Annotated in this window: 28 protein-coding genes; 10 read left to right on the top strand and 18 right to left on the bottom strand. The window is 42.0% G+C overall.

Annotation, left to right across the window (positions count from 1 at the left end):
• Nucleotides 1-42: 42 nt before the first annotated feature.
• The 5 genes from fabI to BLT29_RS01050 are packed head-to-tail and all read right to left on the bottom strand — an operon-like array spanning nt 43 to nt 3,682.
• Complete coding sequence (gene fabI, locus BLT29_RS01070) at nt 43-822, bottom strand: enoyl-ACP reductase FabI (RefSeq protein ID WP_090774451.1); 780 nt, start codon at nt 820-822, stop codon at nt 43-45.
• 52 nt (nt 823-874) lie between these two features.
• Entirely contained in the window at nt 875-1,777 is a 903-nt protein-coding gene (locus BLT29_RS01065) for an RluA family pseudouridine synthase (protein WP_245700970.1), read from the bottom strand.
• Nucleotides 1,770-2,570 carry an NAD kinase gene (locus BLT29_RS01060; RefSeq protein WP_090774450.1) on the bottom strand — a complete coding sequence of 267 codons (801 nt, stop codon included), beginning with the start codon at nt 2,568-2,570 and terminating at the stop codon, nt 1,770-1,772. Before BLT29_RS01060 ends, BLT29_RS01065 begins: the two co-directional genes overlap by 8 nt.
• 17 nt (nt 2,571-2,587) lie before the next feature.
• Nucleotides 2,588-3,220 carry a GTP diphosphokinase gene (yjbM, locus tag BLT29_RS01055; protein ID WP_090774449.1) on the bottom strand — a complete coding sequence of 211 codons (633 nt, stop codon included), beginning with the start codon at nt 3,218-3,220 and terminating at the stop codon, nt 2,588-2,590.
• Nucleotides 3,221-3,256: 36 nt separating this feature from the next.
• Nucleotides 3,257-3,682 carry a UPF0738 family protein gene (locus tag BLT29_RS01050; protein WP_141769825.1) on the bottom strand — a complete coding sequence of 142 codons (426 nt, stop codon included), beginning with the start codon at nt 3,680-3,682 and terminating at the stop codon, nt 3,257-3,259.
• A 111-nt stretch (nt 3,683-3,793) separates the two neighbouring features.
• Between BLT29_RS01050 and BLT29_RS01045 the strand changes: the two genes are divergently transcribed.
• The 3 genes from BLT29_RS01045 (at nt 3,794) to BLT29_RS01035 (ending at nt 5,807) form a co-directional block, all read left to right on the top strand.
• Complete coding sequence (locus BLT29_RS01045; RefSeq protein WP_176763728.1) at nt 3,794-4,366, top strand: CYTH domain-containing protein; 573 nt, start codon at nt 3,794-3,796, stop codon at nt 4,364-4,366.
• 112 nt (nt 4,367-4,478) lie between these two features.
• Nucleotides 4,479-4,892, top strand: coding sequence for a globin domain-containing protein (locus tag BLT29_RS01040; RefSeq protein ID WP_090774446.1), 414 nt, complete (start codon nt 4,479-4,481; stop codon nt 4,890-4,892).
• 21 nt (nt 4,893-4,913) lie between these two features.
• Entirely contained in the window at nt 4,914-5,807 is an 894-nt protein-coding gene (locus BLT29_RS01035; RefSeq protein WP_090774445.1) for a ClpXP adapter SpxH family protein, read from the top strand.
• 155 nt (nt 5,808-5,962) lie between these two features.
• Here the strand turns inward: BLT29_RS01035 and BLT29_RS01030 are convergent, their stop codons facing one another.
• From BLT29_RS01030 to BLT29_RS01010, 6 genes are all read right to left on the bottom strand, one after another.
• Nucleotides 5,963-7,213 (bottom strand): competence protein CoiA, encoded by a 1,251-nt coding sequence (locus BLT29_RS01030; RefSeq protein ID WP_090774444.1) that lies wholly within the window; start codon nt 7,211-7,213, stop codon nt 5,963-5,965.
• Nucleotides 7,214-7,321: 108 nt separating this feature from the next.
• Nucleotides 7,322-7,969 (bottom strand): adaptor protein MecA, encoded by a 648-nt coding sequence (gene mecA / locus BLT29_RS01025; RefSeq protein ID WP_090774443.1) that lies wholly within the window; start codon nt 7,967-7,969, stop codon nt 7,322-7,324.
• Nucleotides 7,970-8,205: 236 nt separating this feature from the next.
• Nucleotides 8,206-8,601 (bottom strand): transcriptional regulator SpxA, encoded by a 396-nt coding sequence (spxA, locus tag BLT29_RS01020; RefSeq protein ID WP_090774442.1) that lies wholly within the window; start codon nt 8,599-8,601, stop codon nt 8,206-8,208.
• Nucleotides 8,602-8,806: 205 nt separating this feature from the next.
• Nucleotides 8,807-8,941 carry a hypothetical protein gene (locus tag BLT29_RS13810; protein WP_281241390.1) on the bottom strand — a complete coding sequence of 45 codons (135 nt, stop codon included), beginning with the start codon at nt 8,939-8,941 and terminating at the stop codon, nt 8,807-8,809.
• A gap of 28 nt (nt 8,942-8,969) precedes the next feature.
• Entirely contained in the window at nt 8,970-9,485 is a 516-nt protein-coding gene (locus tag BLT29_RS01015; RefSeq protein ID WP_090774584.1) for a GNAT family N-acetyltransferase, read from the bottom strand.
• A gap of 114 nt (nt 9,486-9,599) precedes the next feature.
• Nucleotides 9,600-10,898, bottom strand: coding sequence for a putative glycoside hydrolase (locus BLT29_RS01010; RefSeq protein WP_245700967.1), 1,299 nt, complete (start codon nt 10,896-10,898; stop codon nt 9,600-9,602).
• Between the two features lie 121 nt (nt 10,899-11,019).
• Between BLT29_RS01010 and BLT29_RS01005 the strand changes: the two genes are divergently transcribed.
• Complete coding sequence (locus BLT29_RS01005) at nt 11,020-12,789, top strand: UbiD family decarboxylase (RefSeq protein WP_090774582.1); 1,770 nt, start codon at nt 11,020-11,022, stop codon at nt 12,787-12,789.
• Nucleotides 12,790-12,826: 37 nt separating this feature from the next.
• Here BLT29_RS01005 and trhA read toward each other — a convergent pair whose 3' ends face one another.
• Nucleotides 12,827-13,477: a PAQR family membrane homeostasis protein TrhA gene (trhA, locus tag BLT29_RS01000; protein ID WP_090774441.1), complete on the bottom strand. Its 651-nt coding sequence runs from the start codon at nt 13,475-13,477 to the stop codon at nt 12,827-12,829.
• A gap of 92 nt (nt 13,478-13,569) precedes the next feature.
• Here trhA and BLT29_RS00995 point away from each other — a divergent pair, with 92 nt between their 5' ends.
• Nucleotides 13,570-14,082: an HD domain-containing protein gene (locus BLT29_RS00995; RefSeq protein ID WP_090774440.1), complete on the top strand. Its 513-nt coding sequence runs from the start codon at nt 13,570-13,572 to the stop codon at nt 14,080-14,082.
• A gap of 7 nt (nt 14,083-14,089) precedes the next feature.
• Here the strand turns inward: BLT29_RS00995 and BLT29_RS00990 are convergent, their stop codons facing one another.
• The 3 genes from BLT29_RS00990 to BLT29_RS00985 form a co-directional block, all read right to left on the bottom strand.
• Complete coding sequence (locus BLT29_RS00990; RefSeq protein WP_090774439.1) at nt 14,090-14,638, bottom strand: TlpA disulfide reductase family protein; 549 nt, start codon at nt 14,636-14,638, stop codon at nt 14,090-14,092.
• A 137-nt stretch (nt 14,639-14,775) separates the two neighbouring features.
• On the bottom strand, nt 14,776-14,898 hold the full coding sequence (locus tag BLT29_RS13805) for a hypothetical protein (RefSeq protein ID WP_281241389.1): 123 nt from the start codon (nt 14,896-14,898) through the stop codon (nt 14,776-14,778).
• Between the two features lie 71 nt (nt 14,899-14,969).
• Entirely contained in the window at nt 14,970-15,716 is a 747-nt protein-coding gene (locus BLT29_RS00985; protein WP_090774438.1) for a DUF3603 family protein, read from the bottom strand.
• 152 nt (nt 15,717-15,868) lie between these two features.
• Here BLT29_RS00985 and BLT29_RS13230 point away from each other — a divergent pair, with 152 nt between their 5' ends.
• The 3 genes from BLT29_RS13230 to coaA all read left to right on the top strand — a co-directional run bounded on the left by BLT29_RS13230 (nt 15,869) and on the right by coaA (nt 17,523).
• Nucleotides 15,869-16,009 (top strand): hypothetical protein, encoded by a 141-nt coding sequence (locus BLT29_RS13230; protein ID WP_176763727.1) that lies wholly within the window; start codon nt 15,869-15,871, stop codon nt 16,007-16,009.
• A 13-nt stretch (nt 16,010-16,022) separates the two neighbouring features.
• Nucleotides 16,023-16,307 (top strand): hypothetical protein, encoded by a 285-nt coding sequence (locus BLT29_RS00975; RefSeq protein WP_176763726.1) that lies wholly within the window; start codon nt 16,023-16,025, stop codon nt 16,305-16,307.
• A 265-nt stretch (nt 16,308-16,572) separates the two neighbouring features.
• Nucleotides 16,573-17,523: a type I pantothenate kinase gene (gene coaA / locus BLT29_RS00970; protein WP_090774436.1), complete on the top strand. Its 951-nt coding sequence runs from the start codon at nt 16,573-16,575 to the stop codon at nt 17,521-17,523.
• A 51-nt stretch (nt 17,524-17,574) separates the two neighbouring features.
• Here the strand turns inward: coaA and BLT29_RS00965 are convergent, their stop codons facing one another.
• On the bottom strand, nt 17,575-18,498 hold the full coding sequence (locus tag BLT29_RS00965; RefSeq protein ID WP_176763725.1) for a CAP domain-containing protein: 924 nt from the start codon (nt 18,496-18,498) through the stop codon (nt 17,575-17,577).
• Nucleotides 18,499-18,917: 419 nt separating this feature from the next.
• Here BLT29_RS00965 and BLT29_RS00960 point away from each other — a divergent pair, with 419 nt between their 5' ends.
• Together BLT29_RS00960 and BLT29_RS00955 are read left to right on the top strand one after the other, a co-directional pair.
• Complete coding sequence (locus BLT29_RS00960) at nt 18,918-19,511, top strand: cell wall hydrolase (protein ID WP_090774435.1); 594 nt, start codon at nt 18,918-18,920, stop codon at nt 19,509-19,511.
• 91 nt (nt 19,512-19,602) lie between these two features.
• A complete protein-coding gene (locus BLT29_RS00955; protein ID WP_090774434.1) occupies nt 19,603-20,814 on the top strand; it encodes a CCA tRNA nucleotidyltransferase in 1,212 nt (403 codons plus the stop codon).
• Between the two features lies 1 nt (nt 20,815).
• On the opposite strand, the gene BLT29_RS00950 is transcribed toward BLT29_RS00955, so the two are convergent.
• Both BLT29_RS00950 and BLT29_RS00945 read right to left on the bottom strand, forming a co-directional pair.
• Nucleotides 20,816-21,232: a thiol-disulfide oxidoreductase DCC family protein gene (locus tag BLT29_RS00950; RefSeq protein ID WP_176763724.1), complete on the bottom strand. Its 417-nt coding sequence runs from the start codon at nt 21,230-21,232 to the stop codon at nt 20,816-20,818.
• Between the two features lie 157 nt (nt 21,233-21,389).
• Nucleotides 21,390-22,709, bottom strand: a complete 1,320-nt coding sequence (locus BLT29_RS00945) for an alpha/beta hydrolase (RefSeq protein ID WP_090774432.1) — start codon at nt 22,707-22,709, stop codon at nt 21,390-21,392.
• Between the last annotated feature and the right edge of the window lie 26 nt (nt 22,710-22,735).

Here is a 22,735-nt window from a genome sequence, read left to right as displayed (position 1 = left end):
TATTGTCATTGCACGCCTTTTTCATTGTATCGGTCTTATTTCTTATGATAAGGACAAAATGTTATACCCACCGTCCACATGAATAACTTCGCCAGTGATCCCTCGAGCCAAATCACTCGCTAAAAACAGCGCTGTGTCTCCCACTTCTTCTTGTGTTGTCGTTTTCCGTAGAGGCGCTTTTTCTTCAATCTCTTTTAAGACATCGTTAAAGCCGCTAATTCCTTTAGCCGCAAGCGTCCGAATTGGACCTGCAGAAATGGCATTGACACGAATCCCATCCTTCCCTAAATCGTTGGCCAAATACTTCACACTCGCATCCAGTGCAGCCTTGGCGACACCCATCACATTATAATTACGCACAACACGCTCCCCACCAAGATAGGTTAATGTTGTCATGCTGCCGCCCTCTGTCATGAGTGGTCGCGCAGCTTTTGCTACAGCTGTAAAAGAATAGGCACTTACATTTTGGGCCAGTAAATAACCTTCACGGGTCACGTTTAAGTATTCGCCTTCTAATTCTTCTTTATTTGCAAATGCAATACAGTGAACAAGGCCATGTATTGTACCCACAGCCTCTTTCATATGTGCAAATGCCTGTTCAATTTGCTCATCGTTCGTAATATCGCACGGGAATACATGATGCGCTCCAGGCAACGTCTCTGAAAGGGTTCGAACATTTTCCCCTAACCGCTCTCCTGCATACGTAAAAATCAAGTTCGCCCCTGCTCCAGCTAGCGCTTGCGCAATGCCCCATGCAATACTACGCTTATTTGCTACGCCCATCACAACATATGTGCGGTCTGATAAATTTAATTGTCTCATTTTTTGTCCCTCCACATGAATATATTTAATTTTTTTAACCGTTCATCCAACACTACTCACAAGTGCAGGCCATCCCCTTCATATAAGGAAACCATGAAAAAGGCAACGCAAGTTGAAAAGATAACCACTCTCCAGAAAAAGGGTGTTTAAACGCAAGTTTGTGACAATGCAACGCTTGATGAGCAAAAGTAGCTGGCTGTCCCCCGTATAGTTCGTCCCCCACTAAAGGATACCCTACATATGCTAAGTGCACACGGATTTGATGTGTTCTCCCAGTCTCAAGTTGCAGCTCGATTAAGCTATAATCTGGAGAAGATGCCCCTGTCTTCACATGCGTTCGTGCGCACTTCCCATCTGCACGTACTTCACGCGTGATGATGCTCGTATCTTGCCGACCAATTGGTGCATCAATGACATCCAGTGTAGGGGGCAATTGGCCTTGAATCAGTGCTTGGTAACACCGCTTTAATTGCCCTTGCTTTTGTAACTGAGACATCCGTTCATGTGCATAACCATGTTTTGCGATAAGCAACAGACCACTTGTACCTTTATCTAAACGATTGACCGCATGAAACGTTGCCTGAATTTGATGTTCCTGATAATAATGTAACACTGCTTGCGCCAATGACCCATACGGGTGTTCCCTAGAGGGAATCGTTGACATGCCTGCCTTTTTTTCTGCCACAAGTATATGGTCATCTTCAAAATGAATCATAAACGGGGTAGGTTCTGGTTGAAGCGTTGGATACTCCGGGGGTAGCACCATCCGTACTGTGTCACCAGGCTGCAATAAATGACGCACTGTCACCTCTTGTCCGTTCACTTCCAGTTGACCACCTTTAAATTTCACTGCCGCCAACAGTCGCTTAGAGACTGACTTTTTCTCTCGTAAAAACGTTCGCAAAAGCATGGGCGCTTCTTCTTTTTGCACAACCCAGGACATCGCATTAGTCACTAATAAACGACTCCTTCACACGTTTCCAAAATGGGAATGGACGAAAACGAGCAAAACGGACTTTTTCCTCCGCAACACGACACTGGATCGTCTCAACTTTTTCCTGATGAACAGGCAATGTGAAGTGATCGATCGTTACTTGTGCCTTTTCTCCATTGATTAACTTAAGTAGACAAGTATGGTGCTGTGGCAATACAAGTGGAGAACCTAACGTCCGATACACGCGATTGTTAATGGAGGCCATCTCTGACAACTGAATAGATGCAAGCGACGGGTGAAGAATCGCTCCTCCTAATGCTTTATTATAAGCTGTACTCCCTGAAGGGGTCGACATACAGAGTCCGTCACCACGAAACGTTTCAAAGGTCTCTCCTTTAATTTCTACATGGCACACAAGAGAACCTTCCATACTCTTGACTGTACATTCATTGACGGCTAAATAACGCGCTGGTTCTCTATTATTAGCATAACGAATCACAACTTCAAGCAACGGATACGCGATGACTTGATACGGCGTTTTAATAATGTGTGTCAAAAGTGCATCCACTTCACTTGGTGACCAATCTGCATAAAAACCTAAGTGGCCTGTATGTATGCCTACAAAAGCCGTTTGATCTAATCGATCATTATAGTCATGAAACGCTTGTAAAAACGTGCCGTCCCCACCAACCGTAATGACCATATCAGGCGATCGCGTGTCTTTTATTAATTCAGCTTGACATAGCCGGTTTTCGATTACCTGCTGCAATTCATTTGATAATGTGTCTCCGCGAGAAGCAACAATAAATTTCAAACATACCCTCCTCTCTGCTAGTTACCAAGTCGGCTTTGTTCCTCTTTTGTCGTTAACGTACGTTGTGCCTCACGCACTTCATCACGAATAATAGACATCTCCTCATCCAATCGAAACGCCGCTTCTGATGCACGTTGCAATCGAATATTAATATCTTCAGGAATTTCCCCACTATACTTGTAGCGGAGTGAATGTTCAATCGTTGCCCAAAAGTTCATTGACAGCGTCCGGACTTGTAACTCAACAAGAATTCGTTCCTCTCCTTCAATTGTTTGCACTGGATAGCGCAATACTAAGTGATAGGAGCGATAACCACTAGGCTTTTTCTGTTGAATGTAATTACGCTCAGAAATAATCTCAAAGTCTTTTCTCGAACGAACGAGTTGTAGTACCGTATCAATGTCTTCCACGAATTGCGTGACAATCCGCACACCAGCAACATCTTGCATCTTCTCCGCCAACTCATTTAATGCAATTTTTTTTCGCATGGCTTTATTTAATATACTTGATACAGGCTTCACACGGCCAGTCACAAATTCAATCGGTGTATGCTTTGACGTTTGCTCATATTGTTCTCGTATTCCTTTAAATTTCACTTTTAGCTCGTCCACTGCTTGTTGGTACGGCGTTAAAAACGAGTGCCAATTCATCGAGTCACCTACTGTCGCTCTGGAAGCATCTATGTATTATGTTGTTTCTTGAAAAAATATGCGCCGGACTGCTTGCTCAAAATCCGCTCCATAGTTGCTATTACCAGAAATGTTTTCTAGAAGGAATGCCATCTCTTCATTTAATCCCGTTAATTGCAGTATTGTTTCCTTGCCTAATTGCACATACAGTGACATTTCTTTCTCATAAGCATCTTTTAATTGTGCCCATGTATCTTCTTCAAAACGAAGCACATGGTACATTTCCTCTGCCTCTAACATATATAGAAAAGCAAAACCATGAGAATCAACAAGCACATGATCTTTTGCTTGAAGTAAATGAACAGGTAGAGATCGCATTGGAGAAGCTAATATTGCGGTCGCCACACCATCCTCATAGTTCGTTTGAATCGATGCTACTTTCCATTGCTCTATCACTTCATCGTCCTCCCAAACATGATCCACTTAACTGCCTCTATTTTACCACAACTGTTATACAAATGCTGCACATCCTTTGCACAAACCACACTTTCGCCGTATAATAACGGACAGAGCATGAATAAAAGGAGCACAAAAATGAAAAAAGAAGTTGAATTTGAAGCGAAGTCCCTCGTAAAAAAGCAAACATTTATACGTCTGCAACAATTATTCCCCACTTACACCGCGATTTCACAAGAAAATACTTACTATGATACAGAGACACTTACGCTTAAACAGCATGGGGCTGCACTTCGTGTACGAACAAAAGAGACGGACACCGTACTTACATTCAAACAACCCTTTCAGGATGGGCTATTAGAAACACACCAACCGTTCACACCCGATATGTCTGCGCTCCTACAATCTGGTGAAATCCCAGAGGGACCTGTTAAGATTGCCATCACCTCGTTAGTAGGTTCTCCCATAAATGTGACACCCCTTGGTCGTATACGTACTGAGAGAAGAGTCATTTCTTATGAAAATGGGTTGCTCTGTCTTGATCATAGCTTTTATTTACAAACAGAGGATTACGAAGTGGAATTTGAAGGCTCTTCCATGACACATGCGCAAGAAGTTTTAAACAATCTTCTCGACAAAGTCGGTACACAACCAATTCCAACCGTGAGTAAGATTGGGCGTCTTTTTCACTCCTACCAGTCACGCCAATGACATACCTTAAGATCGATCAGCAAAGTTGCTGTCTTCGTAAGCGATTGATAAAATAGAATAAGTAGCACAAAACTATGCCATTCATATGCACCACGATAAGGAGAGACGGTTCATGACGTACAATCGAAATAAGCCCGTTCCTGAACAACAACAAAGCGCCTTTGACGCACTTGGAGGAGAAGAGGTTCTCTCTCGTCTTGTCGATACCTTTTATCAACATATATCATCTCATGAAGAAGTACGACATTTATTCCCGGCAGACTTAACAGAAACAGCAGCGAAACAAAAAAAATTTTTAACTCAATTTCTTGGGGGTCCCCCCCTTTACACAGAGACATTCGGACATCCTCGACTCCGAGCACGCCACATGCCTTTTATCATCACGCCTGTCCAAGCAGAAGCATGGCTTTCATGTATGGCACATGCCATGGATGACATCGGACTCTCGGGTCCTTTACGCGAGCACATGATGCATCGTTTCACTTTGACTGCACACCATATGATTAACCATCCAACACCACGATGATGAAAAGGAAGGAGTTGACCAATGAACATCAAGCATTACTCACACAATACGTGCGATGAACAACTTGGTGTCTGCGGCATTACATCCAACGATCGTATCCTGACAACAAAAAAACCAATTGAAATTTATACCTTTATTGATCCTCTCTGTTCACAATGTTGGTCAATGGAACCGATCTTAAAAAAATTGCGGGTAGAATATGGTCACTACTTGAAAATTCGTATTCTAGTAGCAGGGAAATTAACAACTTGGAATAGCCGTGGCTCGCGTAACGCTCATTTAAATTCCATTACAATTGAACGTCAGCATAGTATGTCTTCTGCTGGTAACATTCCTATACAAGATATGGACCTCGAACCATTTAAAGTGTCACTCGCAATTAAAGCAGCCGAGCTACAGGGACCTAGGGCAGGTCATGCTTTTTTACGTAAATTACGGGAAGCATTATTTTTAAAACAACGATGCATTACTGACCAAACAGTTTTAATTACCTGCGCAAAAGAGGCTTCGCTTGATGTTGATGCCTTCCTCACTGATTTAACCAGCACGAGCGCCGTAAAAGCATTACAGTGCGACTTGCAAACAACCCGTGAAATGGGCGTCGAAACTGTGCCTACGTTTGTTTTTTTTAATGGACATACAGAAGAGGCTGGTATTAAAATATCTGGTGAGTATCCTTTTTCGGTTTACGTACAAGTGTTAGCAGACATGCTTGGATTTACACCTCGGAAATCGAACTCGCTGTCATTAGAAATTTTCTTACAACAGTTTGATTTTGTTGCTACGCTTGAAGTAGCCGTTGTATTGGATCTTAGCCTGGATGAAGCCGAGCGGCAGCTCAAAATGCTTCTTTTACAACAAAAAATTGAAGCTGTTCCTTTTAGGTATGGCACCTTTTGGCGCTGGATTCGATAGCGCTACTCTCATCAAACACAAAGAGGCTGTCCCAAGTCATCAACCACTTGGAACAGCCTCTTTTTATCGAAGAAGAAAATGTGAATTGCAATTAACCATATTTTAACGGAAAACCACCGCCTTGGCAACTCCTTTTTTTCCATTTCCCGATTTCCCTATCCCTTTTCGCTCCTACCGCCATCGCCTCTCCCTTTTCTATACTCATCTTTTTTGCTACTTTTTCCTCCTTCCAACATAGCTATTGAAGTGCGATTTACAAATAGACTTTCCCAATATTTTATATGATGGCGTTCTGTTTCTTCTGTCCATTCACTATGTGGAGGGGAACAACAAACGAAGGTACTTGCAGAGCGCGGTAATAGTGAAGAAAATACACATAGTAACTGTAAATATTCACTCACAATTCGTTCTATCACATCGCGTCGACGGCAATAGGGTACAATCGCATGTGGGAAAGTAGCAAATAGGCGCTTCAAGAAAGAACATGCTTGATCAAATAAAATGACGCCATTTTGTTGCGTCGCTACAAAGGAGAACAAAAAATGAGTTTGCCAAATATCACAAGGGATTTGGATATAACATTGGGAAGGTAGTGGCCAACCGGCCTCAAGTGGGGGAGTATGACAATGATAAGAAGATAAATATGATAAAAAAGTTCGATGTTGATAACGATAAACCGGGCTCTTCCTTCTTTTCTGTCGATAGGATAGTATTGATGCTTCATAAGATGGCATCATTGGTGGTGGATGAGACAATTGGGAAAGCGTCACTTCTGATGATGGAAACAATGTATACGTAGCAAAACATGAGGAAACATCCAGGGGAATGACATGACGAAGAAAACAAAATGTGTCTGACTGCGGGTCAAAATAAACGAAATAGCGCTCGTAATGTCTGTTTTGTGACATATACCATTCAAATAATCGAAATCGAAACAATTGTGTCATTCGTCGGCGTACACGTGCACCCGATAAAATCCACAGATCATTCATACGCTGAGCACGATAAGCTTTTGTTCTTTTCATTGTCTGATCGACGGTCATCTCTGCACATTGATATTCAATCACAACTTGTCGTTCACCGCATATATATAAATCTGGCCTTTGTCGGCTTTCAGGAATCCAGTATTCCAATGAGACTTGTTCTCCTTGCGACTGCAACCAACGAAATAATTTTTCTTTTCCCAAACGATGGACATCTGTCTCTCCATGCCGAGCGGCAGGACAACGTGCTCGTGACTTATGAGAAAAATGCCACCTTTTCTTCTTCCCAAGTTTGATTAACACTTCTTCTTGACAAACAGGACAGAAAAAACGTTCATGTCGTTTACGCTCGCGCCACTCCATTTCTGTAAGCGCTTCCAAAAAATGACGTTTTACTCCATCTTGGTTTACTGCCTGCAGCATTTCTACACCTCTTCCATACAGAAATCTCGTGCGTTCAGCTCGCACACCTGCACATCATTTACATACAGATGTGCGACTTCACAACATCATGCGCTTATCTTTCCACTGTTACTCATTACTAAAAAAAGTGCGCCGTACTTTTGCCAAAGCTTCTGACGGAATAATTTTCTTTCCATACTCCTGTAAACGGTGAATGGTCAACACGGACTCATATCCATATTCAAGCATCCGGCTAAGAAGGTTATCTTGCTCCTCTTCATTCATGACCTCATTGCTGAAGTAAACGTATAAGTAATACCGATCGTCATAATGGTACAGCTCATTCATCACTTCATTTGCAGAAACTGTGTGGCTTAACGAAATAACGTCTTCAATATCGACAAAACCGATGACAATTTCCAACGTATCTACGTCTTCTAAAGGCAGGCTTTGGGCTTCTTCTATATCGTCTGACTGTCTTTTTTCTTCAAGTAAATCCTCATTTAGGGGGATTTCAAGCTTCACGTTCCCATTTGAGACTTGACCACGTGTAACAATAATTTCAAGCCCTTGATCCAACGCTTGAACTTGAATCCATAGGGGGCCATCAAGCTCAAACTCATCATGGTGTGTCGCCTCACGCATCATGTCATAAAAAAGTTCTTCTCCGCGTTCACGATTATACCAAATCTCGTCTCGCTCAAAACCACGTGCTTCTATATCCTTATACGTAATGAAGAACTTAATCGTTGAATCATTGACTCGCTCGATTTCCATACTCGTTTCCCCCCTATTCTTAATTACATGTACGCGTTTCAAGCTCAGTTTAATCTGTCTGTAATTCCTTATTTTCTCTCAGTTTATCTCCGTTGTCAAGATGTTTTACCTATGTCACAGAAAATAGTCAGAAGGTTCTGTCCCGAAGCACCTGCAAATGTTTTTTACTTGGAGCGAACAACCGAATGTAAAAAACCTCTACAGGTGCTTCGGCCACCTATAGAAGGGTCGATTAATTAATTTACAAGGCGTTGCGCCTCTTTTAGTTGGAACGTTCTCACTTTCCGAGGCAAAAACCGGCGAATTTCTGCATCGTTGTACCCTACTTGTAAACGCTTCTCATCAAAAATGATGGGGCGTCGCAATAAGCCTGGGTTTTCACTAATAATGGTAAATAACTTTTGTATTGGCAAAGACTCAAATTCAACCTCTAAATCTTGAAATACTTTTGAACGTGTAGAAATAATCTCATCAGTGCCGTCCTCTGTCATACGAACTACTTGTTTTACTTCTTCTACAGACAAAGGAGACATGAAAATATTTCGCTCTTCGAAAGGAATATCATGTTCTTCTAACCAAGCTTTTGCTTTTCGACACGATGTGCAGCTAGGGGATGTTAGCAATGTGACCATATACCGAAACCTCTCCTTCATCAATCTTAATTTCTCTACTTTTTCTACCGATTGTTTACGTTATCACACCTTCTATTATACAAGGTTGCAGAATCGCTGTATAGTGCAATGCGGTTAAAATTAGACAAATATCAGATAAAAAATGTGTGAGAGTATGTTTCTGTAGCGAACATTGCGACACCCCACATACTTGATACATCTCTATTTAAGCACTCACCTTATAAGACTGTGGACGCGGATATACGTGACCACGGCGCTTTTTCCAATGCTCCAATCGTTTTTTAAATACGTCCTTTAAATAACCCCGTCGTTTCTGCTTCAATTTATCTTTTTGCTTCAATAGCTCCACCACCCTTATAAGAAAATGTCTACGATTTTTGCGACTGATTATGATTTAATGTCAACACTTCATCTACCTCTTCGTAAGATTCACCATATAAATGCTCATCCTTATATGTGTGAATCATTTCGTACGTATGGCACATCTTTTCATAAATACTATGCTCATCTTCATCATCTGGTGTCCAATATAAAATCTCCAGCTCTGTTACTTTATTCGTGGCAAGAGAACGACGACGATACCCTATAGACTTCGCATGCTTAAACCCTTCTCGATTATAAAAACGCTGCCGTTTTTTTGTATCTGTATCTTTATAATCAATCGGTTCAACTTCGAGTATAATCGGCTTTCCCTTGCGCTTCAGCTTCATGAGCAAGTTTTTCCCCATGCCCTCTCCTCTTGCTTCGCGAGATACAAACAAATAGTCAACAAAAACAAAGTCCTCTGTTTCGACATACATCAATACATGTTTTGGACTTTCATCTTTGTGATAGATGTCACCTTTCTCCTTTAACAACAACTTCATATGTTCTTCTGACTTCATTTCTTCAATTGGAAAATATTCCGCTAGCTTTTCATACCATGTTGACACGCTTCATCCTCCATTCATTTTTTAAACACTTACCATTAACATTTGTAATAGGGAAAGAAAAATACGCTACTTTGGATTATCATAATGAACACCTGTTGTATAGTTATTGCCTGCATTCCACAGCAAGAACTCCTCGATGTCATTATCATACAGTGCTTTTATTTGCGCTTCAACTTCTTTGACACCGTAAGGAATATAATTACCTTCCCCTAAATAACTAGCAGTAAAGTCCTGAATCCATGGTCTTGATGTCGGTTTGTTTTCCTTCAGCTGATTTAATAATGCCGTTTCCACCTTAGCATATGCATCAGTCAACTCGTATGGGTATAAATCGGGCTTATCTAAGCCAAAATGAGCCGTCCAATGACTCGGATAAATCATTGCAGAAATGATATCTACATTTTCAGCAATCCGGAGAAAGTTTTGTCCGATCCCTGGGGTATCTACGACAGTTGCCGCGTAGCCGAAAATATCAACCGATACATCCACGTTGTAGGCAGATAACGCCTCTCGTGCATAAGCGACAAAGTCAGTGACAGCTGTTACACGTCGCTGAACATGACTGTCATCCCCCTCTCCATATTTGCCCGTATCATATTTCAGCTGTTCATCACGATGCTCAAAACCTTCGGGAAAACGAACGTAATCAAATTGGATTTCACGAAACCCCATTTTTGCTGCTTCTTCAGCAATCGCAATGTTGTAGCGCCAAACCTCCTCTAAAAATGGATTGACAAATGCTTCGCCGCGACTGTTTGCCCAAACATCCTTGCCGTCCTTAAAGGAAAGATCTGGACGTTTTTCTGCTAAAACAGTGTCTTTAAACACAACAATCCGCGCAATTGGATAAATCTCTTTTTCTTCCAGCACTTTCATCAATTTTTTTGGATCTTTAATATAAGGCTTAGCAATATCATAAAAAGGCGAATGCTCATCAGGTTGATACGTTACATGACCAAAATCATCTTTTACATCAATGACCATTGCGTTTAATCCTGTGTTTTCAACAAGTTCAACCATTGAGGAAAAACGCGTTCCACCTGCTGAAGGGCCACTTACGTAAATCCCACGTACCCCCTCTTTCGGGTAAGAAAATTGGACGTCCGTTTGATGAAGAAAGCGCGTTGTCCCAATTGGCACGTCAAATGACATTTCCCCTAACTGTTTTTGGGGGTGCATCAAGAGTGATTTCCCTGAATTTACTTGTATATTGCTTGCCAACAATATGAGACCCAATCCCACAACTGTGCACGCAGCGATCAAATACTTCCGGGTTACTTGCACTTTTTCCTCTCCTTTCGTCCATTTCGCCAATTGATGATAGCCTTTACAAAAATTATACCGCTCATACCACATTTTTTCCACTGATCTGATTCCGTTCACAGGATTTCCTTTGAGTTTTTTAGCGAATACACGTATGATAGAAGAGGAGTGACACGGGTTATTGGCGTATATACTGCCAACTCCCCAAACGGAGGTTTTTCAAATGCATATTCATTTACGTTCCTTTATGGATCAGTTAAGAGAAGAAAAAGAGATCGTTGAAGTAACAACTGAAGTCGACCCATACTTGGAAATCCCAGAAATTCATCGACGAATCATTGAGGAACAAGGCCCTGCACTTTTCTTTACCAATGTCAAAGGAAGCCCGTTCCCTGTTGTGACCAATTTGTTTGGTACAATTCGCCGTGTAAATATGGCGTTTGGTCCAAAACCTGAAACTTTTGTTCAGCAAGCAACAAGTGCACTTGATCGACTCATGCCACCTAGTATCTCTTCATTATGGCAAGAGCGACACTTATTTCGCAATGTCCTCAACCTCGGCACAAAAAACATTTCTGTAAACAAAGCGCCAGTAACCGCGGTACACACCACAGATGTTGACATGAACATCTTACCCGCTTTAACTGGTTGGAAAGATGATAGCGGTCCTTTTGTGACATTACCGCTCGTCTATACAGAGCACCCAGACAAAAATGAGCATAACCTCGGTATGTACCGTATTGAATTACGCGAAAAGAATCGTACCGGTATGCACTGGCAAATTCATAAAGGCGGCGGATTTCACCATTACGCCGCTGAACAACGGAATGAAGCTTTGCCAACAAGTTTATTTATTGGCGGACCTCCTGCATTAATGATATCAGCAATTGCCCCGCTTCCTGAAGCAATACCTGAACTAATGTTTACTTCTTTACTTATGGGAGAAAAGCTCACAACTGCCAAAGTGGATCACCATCCGCATCCACTTATTGCAGAGGCAGAATTTGCCTTTACTGGTGTCGTCCCCCCTCATGTACGCGAACCTGAGGGACCATTTGGTGATCATTATGGGTATTATTCTTTACAACACGATTTCCCAGTGTTTGATGTTCAGCACATGTGGCGACGTAAAGACGCTATTTACCCTGCGACTGTCGTTGGGAAACCATATCAGGAAGATTATTACATTGCCGAGTACTTGCAGCGTTTAATCAAGCCGCTATACCCACTCGTCATGAGCGGTGTCAAAGATTTACAAGCTTATGGTGAGACAGGTGTCCACTCTCTTACTGGCGCGATTGTACGTGACTCTTATTATAAAGAAGGTTTAACACACGCCATTCGTATTCTAGGAGAAGGACAACTTTCATTAACAAAATTCCTGATGGTCACAAACAAAACGGTTAATCTCAATCACTTTAGTGAATTGTTAGAAGCAGTCCTTGAGCGATTTAAACCAGAACGTGACCTGCTAATTTTAACGGATACATCCATGGACACACTTGACTACACTGGTCGCCGATTCAACGCCGGTAGTAAAGCCATTATGACTGGACTCGGAGAACCCATTCGGTCACTGACACATACGTATACAGGGGGTCATGTCGACGGTGCCATTGATATTAAACCCTACTGTGGCGGCTGTCTCGTCGTTGCAGGCCCAAGTTACACAAGCCATGAAGACTATGGGGCTTGGCTTAAAGACCATGCACAGGAAGCCTTTAAAGACTGGCAGCTCGTTTTTATTGTTGATGATGCCAACATCTCCTACACACAAAAATTATTTCTATGGACGACCTTTACAAGGTTCGATCCGGCACACGATGTTTATGCGAAAGCGGATATTGTCCACAATAATATTCGATATAAAGGTCCAATCATTATTGATGCTCGGATGAAACCTTTTTATCCTGATGAAGTTGTTGTCGATGACAAAACAGCACGTACTGTCGATGAAAAATGGTCCAGTTATTTCCCGAAAGGATATGTATAAAAACAACAAGGATGGCACTCGTGCCATCCTTGTTGTTTTATACTGATACAGGCAAAACATATCGAATAATTAGTAAGAAGTGACAAACAGAGCCGGCCACGACAAACATATGCCATATCGCATGATGATACAGAAACCAACGCCACATATAGAAAATCGTACCTAGTGAATAGACAATGCCACCACTCACTAATAACCATAATCCTACAGATGGCAGTGACTCACGAATAGGACCAAAAGCAAATATAGCAAGCCACCCCATAAGTAAATAAAACAATGTCGACAAAATGACAAAACGTTTGGCAAACCATACTTTAAATACAACTCCGACAACTGCCAGCCCCCACACAATGGTAAATAACGTCCATCCTAATGCGCCACCAACAACAACGAGTAAGATCGGTGTATACGTTCCTGCAATAAATAAGTAGATGGCAGCATGATCGAAAATCTCAAACACGTCTTTTGCTTTTCCAGGCCTTAAGCTATGCACCATTGTAGAGGAAATATACAGAAGAAGCATCGTTACCCCATAAATGGTAAAACTAACGACATGCCAGCCCGTTCCATACAAACTTGACTGAATGACGAGCAATGTCAGTGCTACAACACTAAACAATGCACCAATCCCGTGTGTAATCGCATTGGCCACTTCTTCACCTTTGGAAAAAACATGTGTTAAACCCAAAAGGTATCCCTCCTTTACAAATGTATGCCTTTATTATATCATAGATAGTTAAAAAATAAGCACACATCGCTGTAGAAAAGGAGAGACGTGTGATGCGAGACGTGAAACTACTTGACATCTATCACCATCATATTGCGCAAAAATATATTCAACGATCGGGTATGGCTCACGCAATTCGTTGTGCCTCTCTCGCCTTTGCATTCGCGAATAAAAAAAATGTCTGCCCAGATTTGGCTACAAAGGCCGCTTTTTTGCACGATATCGGACATTATACTTGGTACAGAAACGGTAAGTGGGACTTTTCCCTTTATCGTGCCTATGATATTCACGCCATTAAAGGTGCTGAACGTGCACACAAATTACTCATTCGCCTTGGCGAACATCCGAAGAAAGCAAAAGAAATTGCACTAGCTGTTTTACTTCATACTGACTCGTATTTACCTGGAAGTACATTACAACTGACCCCCTTACAGCAAGTTGTCGCAGAAGCCGATGCAGCTGATGAAGCACCTGGTGGAAAACATCATTATGACAAAGTCAATGATGCAACTGCCCGTCAATTGTTACAGGAATTAGATACAAAAATCGACACCTTATTAACATAACCCATGTTTAAAAAGAAACCCACTGATCGATCATTTGTGGTGATAATGCTCCAGTAATTCTATCTTCAATGATCCCATCTCTACCAATGACAATGGTCGTTGGTATGCCAACAATTTGATATAACTGCTGTATGTCTCCTCGCTCATCTAATACGGGGTCAAATGTTGCCTCAAAGTGATTTAAAAAGGCTGATAGGTCCGACTGCCTGTCCCCTTCATGTGTTAAATTTACAGCTAAAAACGTATCTCCCTGTGCGCGTAACTGTTCATGAAGTCGCACAATGAATGGCATTTCTTCTTGACACGGATAACACCACGTCGCAAAAAAATGAATGATTGTATTTCCTGGGCGAGGTAGGTAGCCATCTTGCGTACCTGATAATGTTTTAAGTGTAAAAGATGGCGCAATATTGCCAACATGCACCCCTTCCGCCCGTTCCTTCACAATCGCTTCAACATCATAAGGAGAAACCTGTTCCGCCTGAAAATACACCCAACCTACAACGCCAATCGCTACAAATGTGGCGACACCACCAAAGGTTTTCAACAGTTTCATCCATATTTCTCCTTTCCCAAGCTCTCCCTATTCCTTTATGCTCATTGAAGCTTTTTTATGAATGTACAACAAAAAAGCGCGCCCACAGCCTATCGACAGGCTATAGTGCGCAGCTTTTCGTGCAGTACACATGTTATTTAATAACCGTTTGTCTTCTTCCATACCTTACCTACAAAAAATGACAAACCGAGCGTGCCTACAAGTAAAACGACTGTGAGAACTTGCATGATTAAATATGCAAGAGAATCCATATTTCCCATTTCACACGTGCCTCCTTCGTCAACTACTCATGTTCATTATAGAGGCTACATCAATGATTGTAAACACTCCTTTACTTTACCCTCTCTGGGTGTTCAAGTTCCCATAATTTTTCAAAGAAAGGTTGTCCTTTTACCATGGCCTCACACAATTCATAATGAGACTCGCTCCATCCTTTACGTACACCAGAAATTAAGTAATCCCATAATTCTTCCCTTTCCTTATGTTGCAGCACTTTATAAGCAACAGGGCACCACTCCGTACACCAATACTTTAATTCTGCATCAGTGCCTGCCGATTGCAGTTGGTCAAGCACCATATATAACAACTGTTTCAACTGACGCTCTTTACGTGTCAACCCTTTCAGATCAGCTGGATTAGGGGAAAGGAGATGATATTCTTTTTCTGGTACTACCGAATCAAGTGTGTAAAAAACCACTTCTTGGTCTTTTAACGTCTCGTATACGAGCTGCTCTTGACGTGGCGTTAAACGACTTTTACGAATGGGCGTTTTATAACCCATTGTATCCACCGCTATAATCCGGTACCCATCAGAAATAATAAAGCAGTAATCAAGCTCAATGCGTGACATGTTTTTCCGTAAATAACTCTTTTGATACACATCCTCCAATAAAGCTTCCGGGAGTTCCAATAAATGGTTTTCAATATAATCGACAAGTGCTTCATCCCCACGTAATAATACAACTTGATCAAGCACTTCCACCCTGTCTTCACTACGCCATTCGTGAAAATGACATACGTTATATCCGTTCTCTTCTCCTTCAAACCAATTTACCCATACATCTCTCATCATCACCATTAACAAGTGCCTCCTTGCATGTTCACTCTTTGGACTCAGTATGACCATGGAGCACCTTTCTTAAACTACTTCTTAAGATGATTTCAACATACGCACCAATTGTGCCCATGTGCATAAAGTATAGCAACCCCTCAAAGTAGGTGATCACTCCGATGAATGTACCATCTGGCATATCCGTCGTCATTCTTATTGTCGTGACACTATTTGTCGTTTTTAGCTTTTTGTTTGACTTATTCCCTGATCCTGGGGCTGATACCATCCCGCCAAGCCCATTGGTTGTCTTCAATTCGTAGAGGGAGGGTTCGTATGTGGAACGATGCCTCAAACAAACAGGGACAATCATATACTGGTCAACAAAATCCATTTGGTTCAAAAAAGCAGTCAAAAATTACACCGACTGAAATTGCTATCGTCACAGCATTATTAACAAATGCCCTATCTGTGCAATCAATTTTAATTGATCGTGAGCAAACAGTTCAGGTGTTATTAGAAGGCTCATTAAAAAACCAGCAGGAGCTCGCAAGGTTGATGGAGCAAATGAAAGACATTCCTGTTGGTGATTTGTTTTCCTCCATGCTTTACCGAAAGTAACGTAATGGGTTTCCTTATCGTTACTATGGTAAAGCATTTCGTTTGCTCATTTTCTATATTGTCCTCATCAGTTCCCCACACATTACGCTTGAAATTTATCATCCTTCTTGATTCTCACTGTAAACCATGCTACGCTTCTTTTACAGAAAAACATTTTCACTGAACATTACGTCCTTACTTTGTATAGACTTAGAAGTTCGCGTAGATTTGTGGTCGTGCCGCTTTCCCTTGTCCACTTTGCTGACTTCTCAAAGGAGACTTCCTGATGACAACAGACGAATTAACAAGAACGACAGACACATTTACAACATTTCACCGTGATGAATGGGCCGCTTTATGTACACGCCCAGGCCTGTCATTGTCAAAGCAAGAGCGCCGACGATTAGAAGGCATTTATGAGTCCATCTCTGAAGCGGAAGTAAGAGACATTTATTTGCCCCTCTCAGAACTGCTCTATCGCCGTATGTGTCACAGTAAACGCTTACATGATGAAATGAATCAATTTCTAAATATCACTAAAAAGCGTGTCCCATTTGTTATTGGTATCGCTGGGAGTGTCTCTGTCGGAAAAAGCACGACAGCTAGACTCATTCAGGCACTTGCGTCTCGCTGGCCCGGAAATCCTAAAGTCGAGCTTGTCACAACAGATGGCTTTTTATATCCTAATGCGATCCTTGAAAAACGTGGGATCATGAAACGGAAAGGCTTTCCCGAGAGCTATGATATTCGTCGACTACTCTCCTTTTTAACGGATTTAAAAGCCGGTGCACCTGAAACTTCTGCACCCGTATACTCACATTTATTTTACGATATTGAACCAAATAAAGTACAAACATTAAAAGACCCAGATGTTGTCATTGTAGAAGGCATTAACGTCCTCCAAGTGAATAAAAAAGGGAAACGGTTGCCACATATGTTCGTCTCTGATTTCTTCGACTTCAGCATTTATGTTGATGCAGATGAAGAAATGATTTTATCTTGGTACATTGAGCGCTTTCATCTACTTCGAAATACCGCTTTTCAACAACCTTCTTCTTACTTTTATCGCTACCGTGATCTCAGCGACGAGGAAGCGACAAATATTGCTACATCGATTTGGAAAACGATCAATGGTGTCAACTTGGAGAAAAACATTTATCCAACACGGGAACGAGCAGACCTTATTTTAACAAAAGGTGCTGAGCATTATATTGAACAAGTTCATTTAAAAAGATGAATAAACGGTAAAAAGGCTGACATGGATACGATCCAGTCAGCCTTTTTAAGATTACTTTTTAAACATTTGTGTAAACATCTTTCCGTAAGGACCACCGTCGACAATGCCAATTCCAACCTCTGTGAAATCTCCCATAATATTCGCGTAGTGACCAGAAGAATTCATCAGTGCGCGATGCGCTGCTTCTACCGTTTGATTTCCTGCAATATTTTCAGCTGCAGAACGATATTGGATACCAAAGCTGCTCATCATATCAAACGGTGAACCGTATGTTGGGGAATTATGTGAAAAATAATTTCCTGTAATCATGTCTTGCGATTTCACACGTGCCACTTTTGTCAAATCGATATTGACTTTTAATGGCGCTAAGCCCGCTTGCGTCCGCGCTTCATTCACTAAATCTGCCATTTGTTGTTCTTCTTGCGTCAGTTCACTTGGCGTTTCCACTTCTTCTTTTTTGTCTTCTTTTACTTCTTCTGGTGCAGGTGTTTCAACTTCCTGCTCCGGTGTCTTTGTTTCTGTTGGTACTTCTTCTTTTTTCTCAGGTTCTTTGGTTTCTACTGGTACCTCTTCTTTTGGTGCTTTTTCTTCTTGTTTTGGTTCAGGTGTTGTGGATGGTTCCTTTTCTTCTTTCTTCTCAGGCGCCTTTTCTTCTGTTGGTGACTGTTCTTTTTGTTCAGGCTTATGTTGTGTTGGTGTGACAGTTAAGTATTTTGACCATTCACCAGCAGTCAATTCTTCTAACAAAGCTTGCAAGTTCATCGTGCCTCGATCCAAACGCTTATACGTCACTTTCATATCACGCAACATGCTTCCTAGTGAATAACAGTTGTTCCAGCTGTTGCCTTTCTTCACTTTGTAAACATAAGGACCATCGACAGATACATAAACACCTGCCTTAGCCTCTGCCATATTTGTAGACGAGAACCCCGCCAACGTTGCTGCTGCAATTCCAGCAATCAATAATTTTTTCATCTTAACGTCCTCCTATAAGTTCGCACGCATTTCTTTCTCACAGCGCCGTCATTGATTTGTTCTTGAGTGCATCGTAGCATAGGAAAATCACCTGTTTCTATGGTAAAAGATTCATGTAATACCAACTGAGTCTCATTTATGACAGTGGAATGAACCTTGGTATGAAAACTTCCATTACAAATGGGAATAAAAAATACAGCTGGAAATTTCTTTGAACTGTTACACAACTGTAATGACGCGCTTTTCTTGTTACATCGTTGTAACAAAAGGGTTTGCGCCCACATGCCTCTTTATTTACAACTGTGATTCATAAAAAAATGGACAACTTTACCTCTCTTTTTCTATACTCATTTCTGTTAAAATAGTGATTAACTATGTGCATTTTATCTGATCGTTTTAAATTAAGAGGTGACACTACGATGTTAAAAAAGATTTTATATGTATTGATCGGATTCATCAGCATTCACTGTTTATCCATCACTGAAGTAAAAGCAAAGACTTTAACACATCCCGTTCAGTCAGGGGATACGATCTACCTTTTAAGTAAGCGGTACGGAATTCCACAAGCTGCAATTATGCGGATTAACAACATGAAAGAACCAACACTTTACACTGGGAGAACGATCACGATCCCTGCTGCCGTTTCTCACGCAGATCGGGAATTGTTGGCTAAGCTTGTTCATGCTGAAGCGCAGGGCGAACCTTATGCAGGAAAAGTCGCTGTCGCTGCTGTCGTATTAAACCGCGTGGATCATCCATCCTATCCAAACAACGTCCATGATGTCATTTATCAAGTCATGCCATCTGGGCATTACGCATTCTCTCCTGTACTGGATGGTGCGATTTATCAAACCCCAAATGAAGAAGCACGACGGGCTGTCAATGAAGCACTTGCTTATCGTGGACAAGGGCAAGGTTCACTTTATTTTTATAATCCTGCTACAGCCACAAGCAGTTGGGTTGCTACACGAGAACGGACCATCGTCATTGGCAACCATGTTTTTGCGCGATAAAAGTAAAAAGCCATCATTCTAGTAGACTAGGATCATGGCTTTTTTGCTATACTTAATCATAACTGCTGTTTAGAGAGGAGTACATACACCGTTGACACATATCACACGCAACACATTTATCACTTATTTTGGCACATCACGTGTATCTTATTTAGAACAGATTGCTGAGCAAGCGGATGAAATGACACTCCCGGTCTTTCTTATCGGTGGGAGTGTGCGGGACTTACTACTTTCGCGTCCACATACAGACTTTGACATTGCGGTCGAAGGAGACGCACCGCAATTTGCCAACCATCTTGCACAAACATATGGTGGGCAAGTACATATACACGATCATTTCCAAACAGCGACATGGATAAACAACAAAAAAATCATTGATATTGCTTCTTGTAGAAAAGAATATTACGACCACCCTGGCGCACTCCCACGCGTCACTCGTTCCTCTCTTACGGAAGATTTGGCTCGGCGCGATTTTTCCATTAATGCACTCGCTGTTTGTTTAAATTGCGCGCGCTTTGGTGAACTCATAGATTTGTATCATGGACACAATGATTTACAAACAAAAACCATTCGCGTCCTCCATCCAAAAAGCTTTCAAGATGATCCAACACGCATTTTCCGTGCTGTGCGCTTCGCTTTACGAATTGATTTCCAACTTGATCCAGCGACCGTCTCATACGCTAAAAATGTTGGTGATGCGTTACATATGATTAGCGCTGATAGGCTTTACACCGAGCTTGAACGACTAACCGAAGAACGCGGTTTATATAACGGGAGCCGTATGCTTGACGCACTTCATGTATGGCATACGCTTTTTGGGAAAAAACCAACGTCAGACGCCTGGAACCATGTTTACAAGCTTAATGAGGCAGGGAAGCTACAACCGTTTGAATTACTGCTCGCACTATCATGCGGTGCGCCACTTGAAAAGTATGAACGTACAAAGATAGAAAAAAGGCGCCAACGAGAATGGCGCACAGTCTCGTGGGATAAGGTGAATAAGACAACAACCCAAGGAGAGCTTCATCAACTACTTGCATTTATTTCTGATGAAAGTATCATATTTGCAGCTTATGCACTTTCTCATCAAGATCAAACGCGCTTGCTTACTTACGTACAACAGCGAAAAGAAGTCACATGCACACCTCTTTTATCGGGAAAAGACTTACAAACATTAGGACACACACCCAGTCCTCACTTTTCCCACTGGTTGTTTGCGCTCACATGTGCACAACTCAATGGTGAAGTGACGACAAAAAAAGAGGCGACAACATGGCTCAGCGATTATATCGCAAACCAGTAGCTCACCCGTCTTCCTCTTTTTGTTGCTGTAAGGACGGTACTTGACATACACCATCCTCGCATCCGCCTGTCGGCAGAATTGTGCGCCTGGCGGCAATCTGGTCATACACAAATTGACCAAGCCCTATCACAGATGCCACCCATAAGAGTGGTACAAATGCACGTAAGCGAGGCACTTGGCGCGCAATGACACGGATGCTATGAATGCCTTCTCTCACCCGATCTTTGTCTAATTCATACGTATGCATGCGCTGCTCCAACCGCTCGACATTTAACCCATATCGCTCCGTGATTCCCTCCTCACGAAAAGAAAGAAACTGTAACCGCCCACGTCGATCCCACTTCCGCAAATGCGCAACACTTTTTTTGCAAAAAGAACACCAACCATCGTAAAACACAATAACTTTTTCTGTAGCCATCACGCTCATCTCCAACTTGTGACATAGCCAGGGACTAAGACTCCATCTTCATTATATCCTATGCTCACGATGAATTGAAAGTTTCAACACCCTTTTCTAAGACTGATCATTACCAATTTTCCAATCCAGTCTTTCATCGTCTCTTTCCTCCACCCTATCAATGTTTCATCCATTCCGCCATATCCACAATGACTTCTTCTGCAACATAAGCCGGTACTTGATAACCAGCAAATTTTTCTTTATTCGGCGCCTCTCGCACGAACAAATGGTTCAACTGCGGATAATTTTTTAATGTTGCTTTTTCCTGCCCCGCAAGCAGCTGTTGCCACACAACAAAGTCTGTTTCCGTCCGAACTTGTGCGTCTTTATCACCGTGTAATACAAGCAACGGCTTAGAAAGTGTATGCATATACTCTTCCATATCAAATGTCAACATGTCGCGAAGGTAAAATGCTGGCATTTCAAACACTGTTTCTGCTTCAGCTTCCTCTTCTGTCCAATCAAGTAGTTTCTCTGCTTTTTCCCGCTCCGACATGAGCCATGCTTCCCATTCTACTCGTTCTTCTTCATCTTTTTCCGCCCCAAACTCTAACAGTTGGTCATAATATATTTCCCAAAACGTCCGCGGACTCCCACCAAGAGAGACTAATCCCGCAAAATCTCCACCTTCGACATCCATTCTCGGCGCTAACATGCCCCCTAAACTATGGCCGACAAGATAGACAGCATCTGCATCTATACGCGCGTCTTCTTTTAAAAGCGCGGTCGCAAATAGCGCATCTTCAATCGTTTCTTCCCATACAGTAAAGCGCGCACCAAACTCAGCAACCAGCTCTGGCAAATGAACGAATGTGCGCTTATCATACCGAATGGAGGCGATCCCTTGTTCAGCCAGTCCGTAAGCAATGTCTCGGTACGTCTGTGATGGAAACATTGGTACGCCATCCATATCATTACCGCCCGAACCATGCACAATCACAACGGCCGGCACTGGTCCTTCCACATTCCCTGGAATCGTTAATTTCCCTGACAATGAATAATTTGTCCCCTCACCAATGGTAATGTCTTCTTCCACCGCATGACTAGGTAACGCTAAACTCGTTTCTGTTACCTGAATGTCACGTAATTTCCCTTGATTAGAAAAAGTAAGTTCGAACTTGACGACCACGTTTTCAAATGTAAGTACGACATGCACCACAATCGATTCCTCTTGCTCTTCCACTTCCACCTTCGTATCCACATGAGCACCTGCGTCTGCAATATAAGTCTCCCACAACTCTTCCAGGTCAGCAATCGAATATTCTCCTTGAGCCATTTCTCCAAAGAAATTGCTGTGAATGTGACTAAAATCCTGTTCCAGCATGGAATCAACCATCTTCTCTACTTCCTCTTCAATGTCTACCTGGGCACCTTGTTTACAAGCACCGAGCATCAATAAAGCAAGCAACACTACCGTCCATTTTGAAAGCGCTGACATAAAAGCCCTCCTTTTTTCACTTTTCT

This window comes from Shouchella lonarensis, from assembly GCF_900096965.1.
GTDB lineage: Bacteria > Bacillota > Bacilli > Bacillales > Bacillaceae_D > Shouchella > Shouchella lonarensis.
The sequence above is the reverse complement of the archived record's forward strand: the minus strand, read 5'-3'. Positions and strand labels throughout refer to the sequence as shown.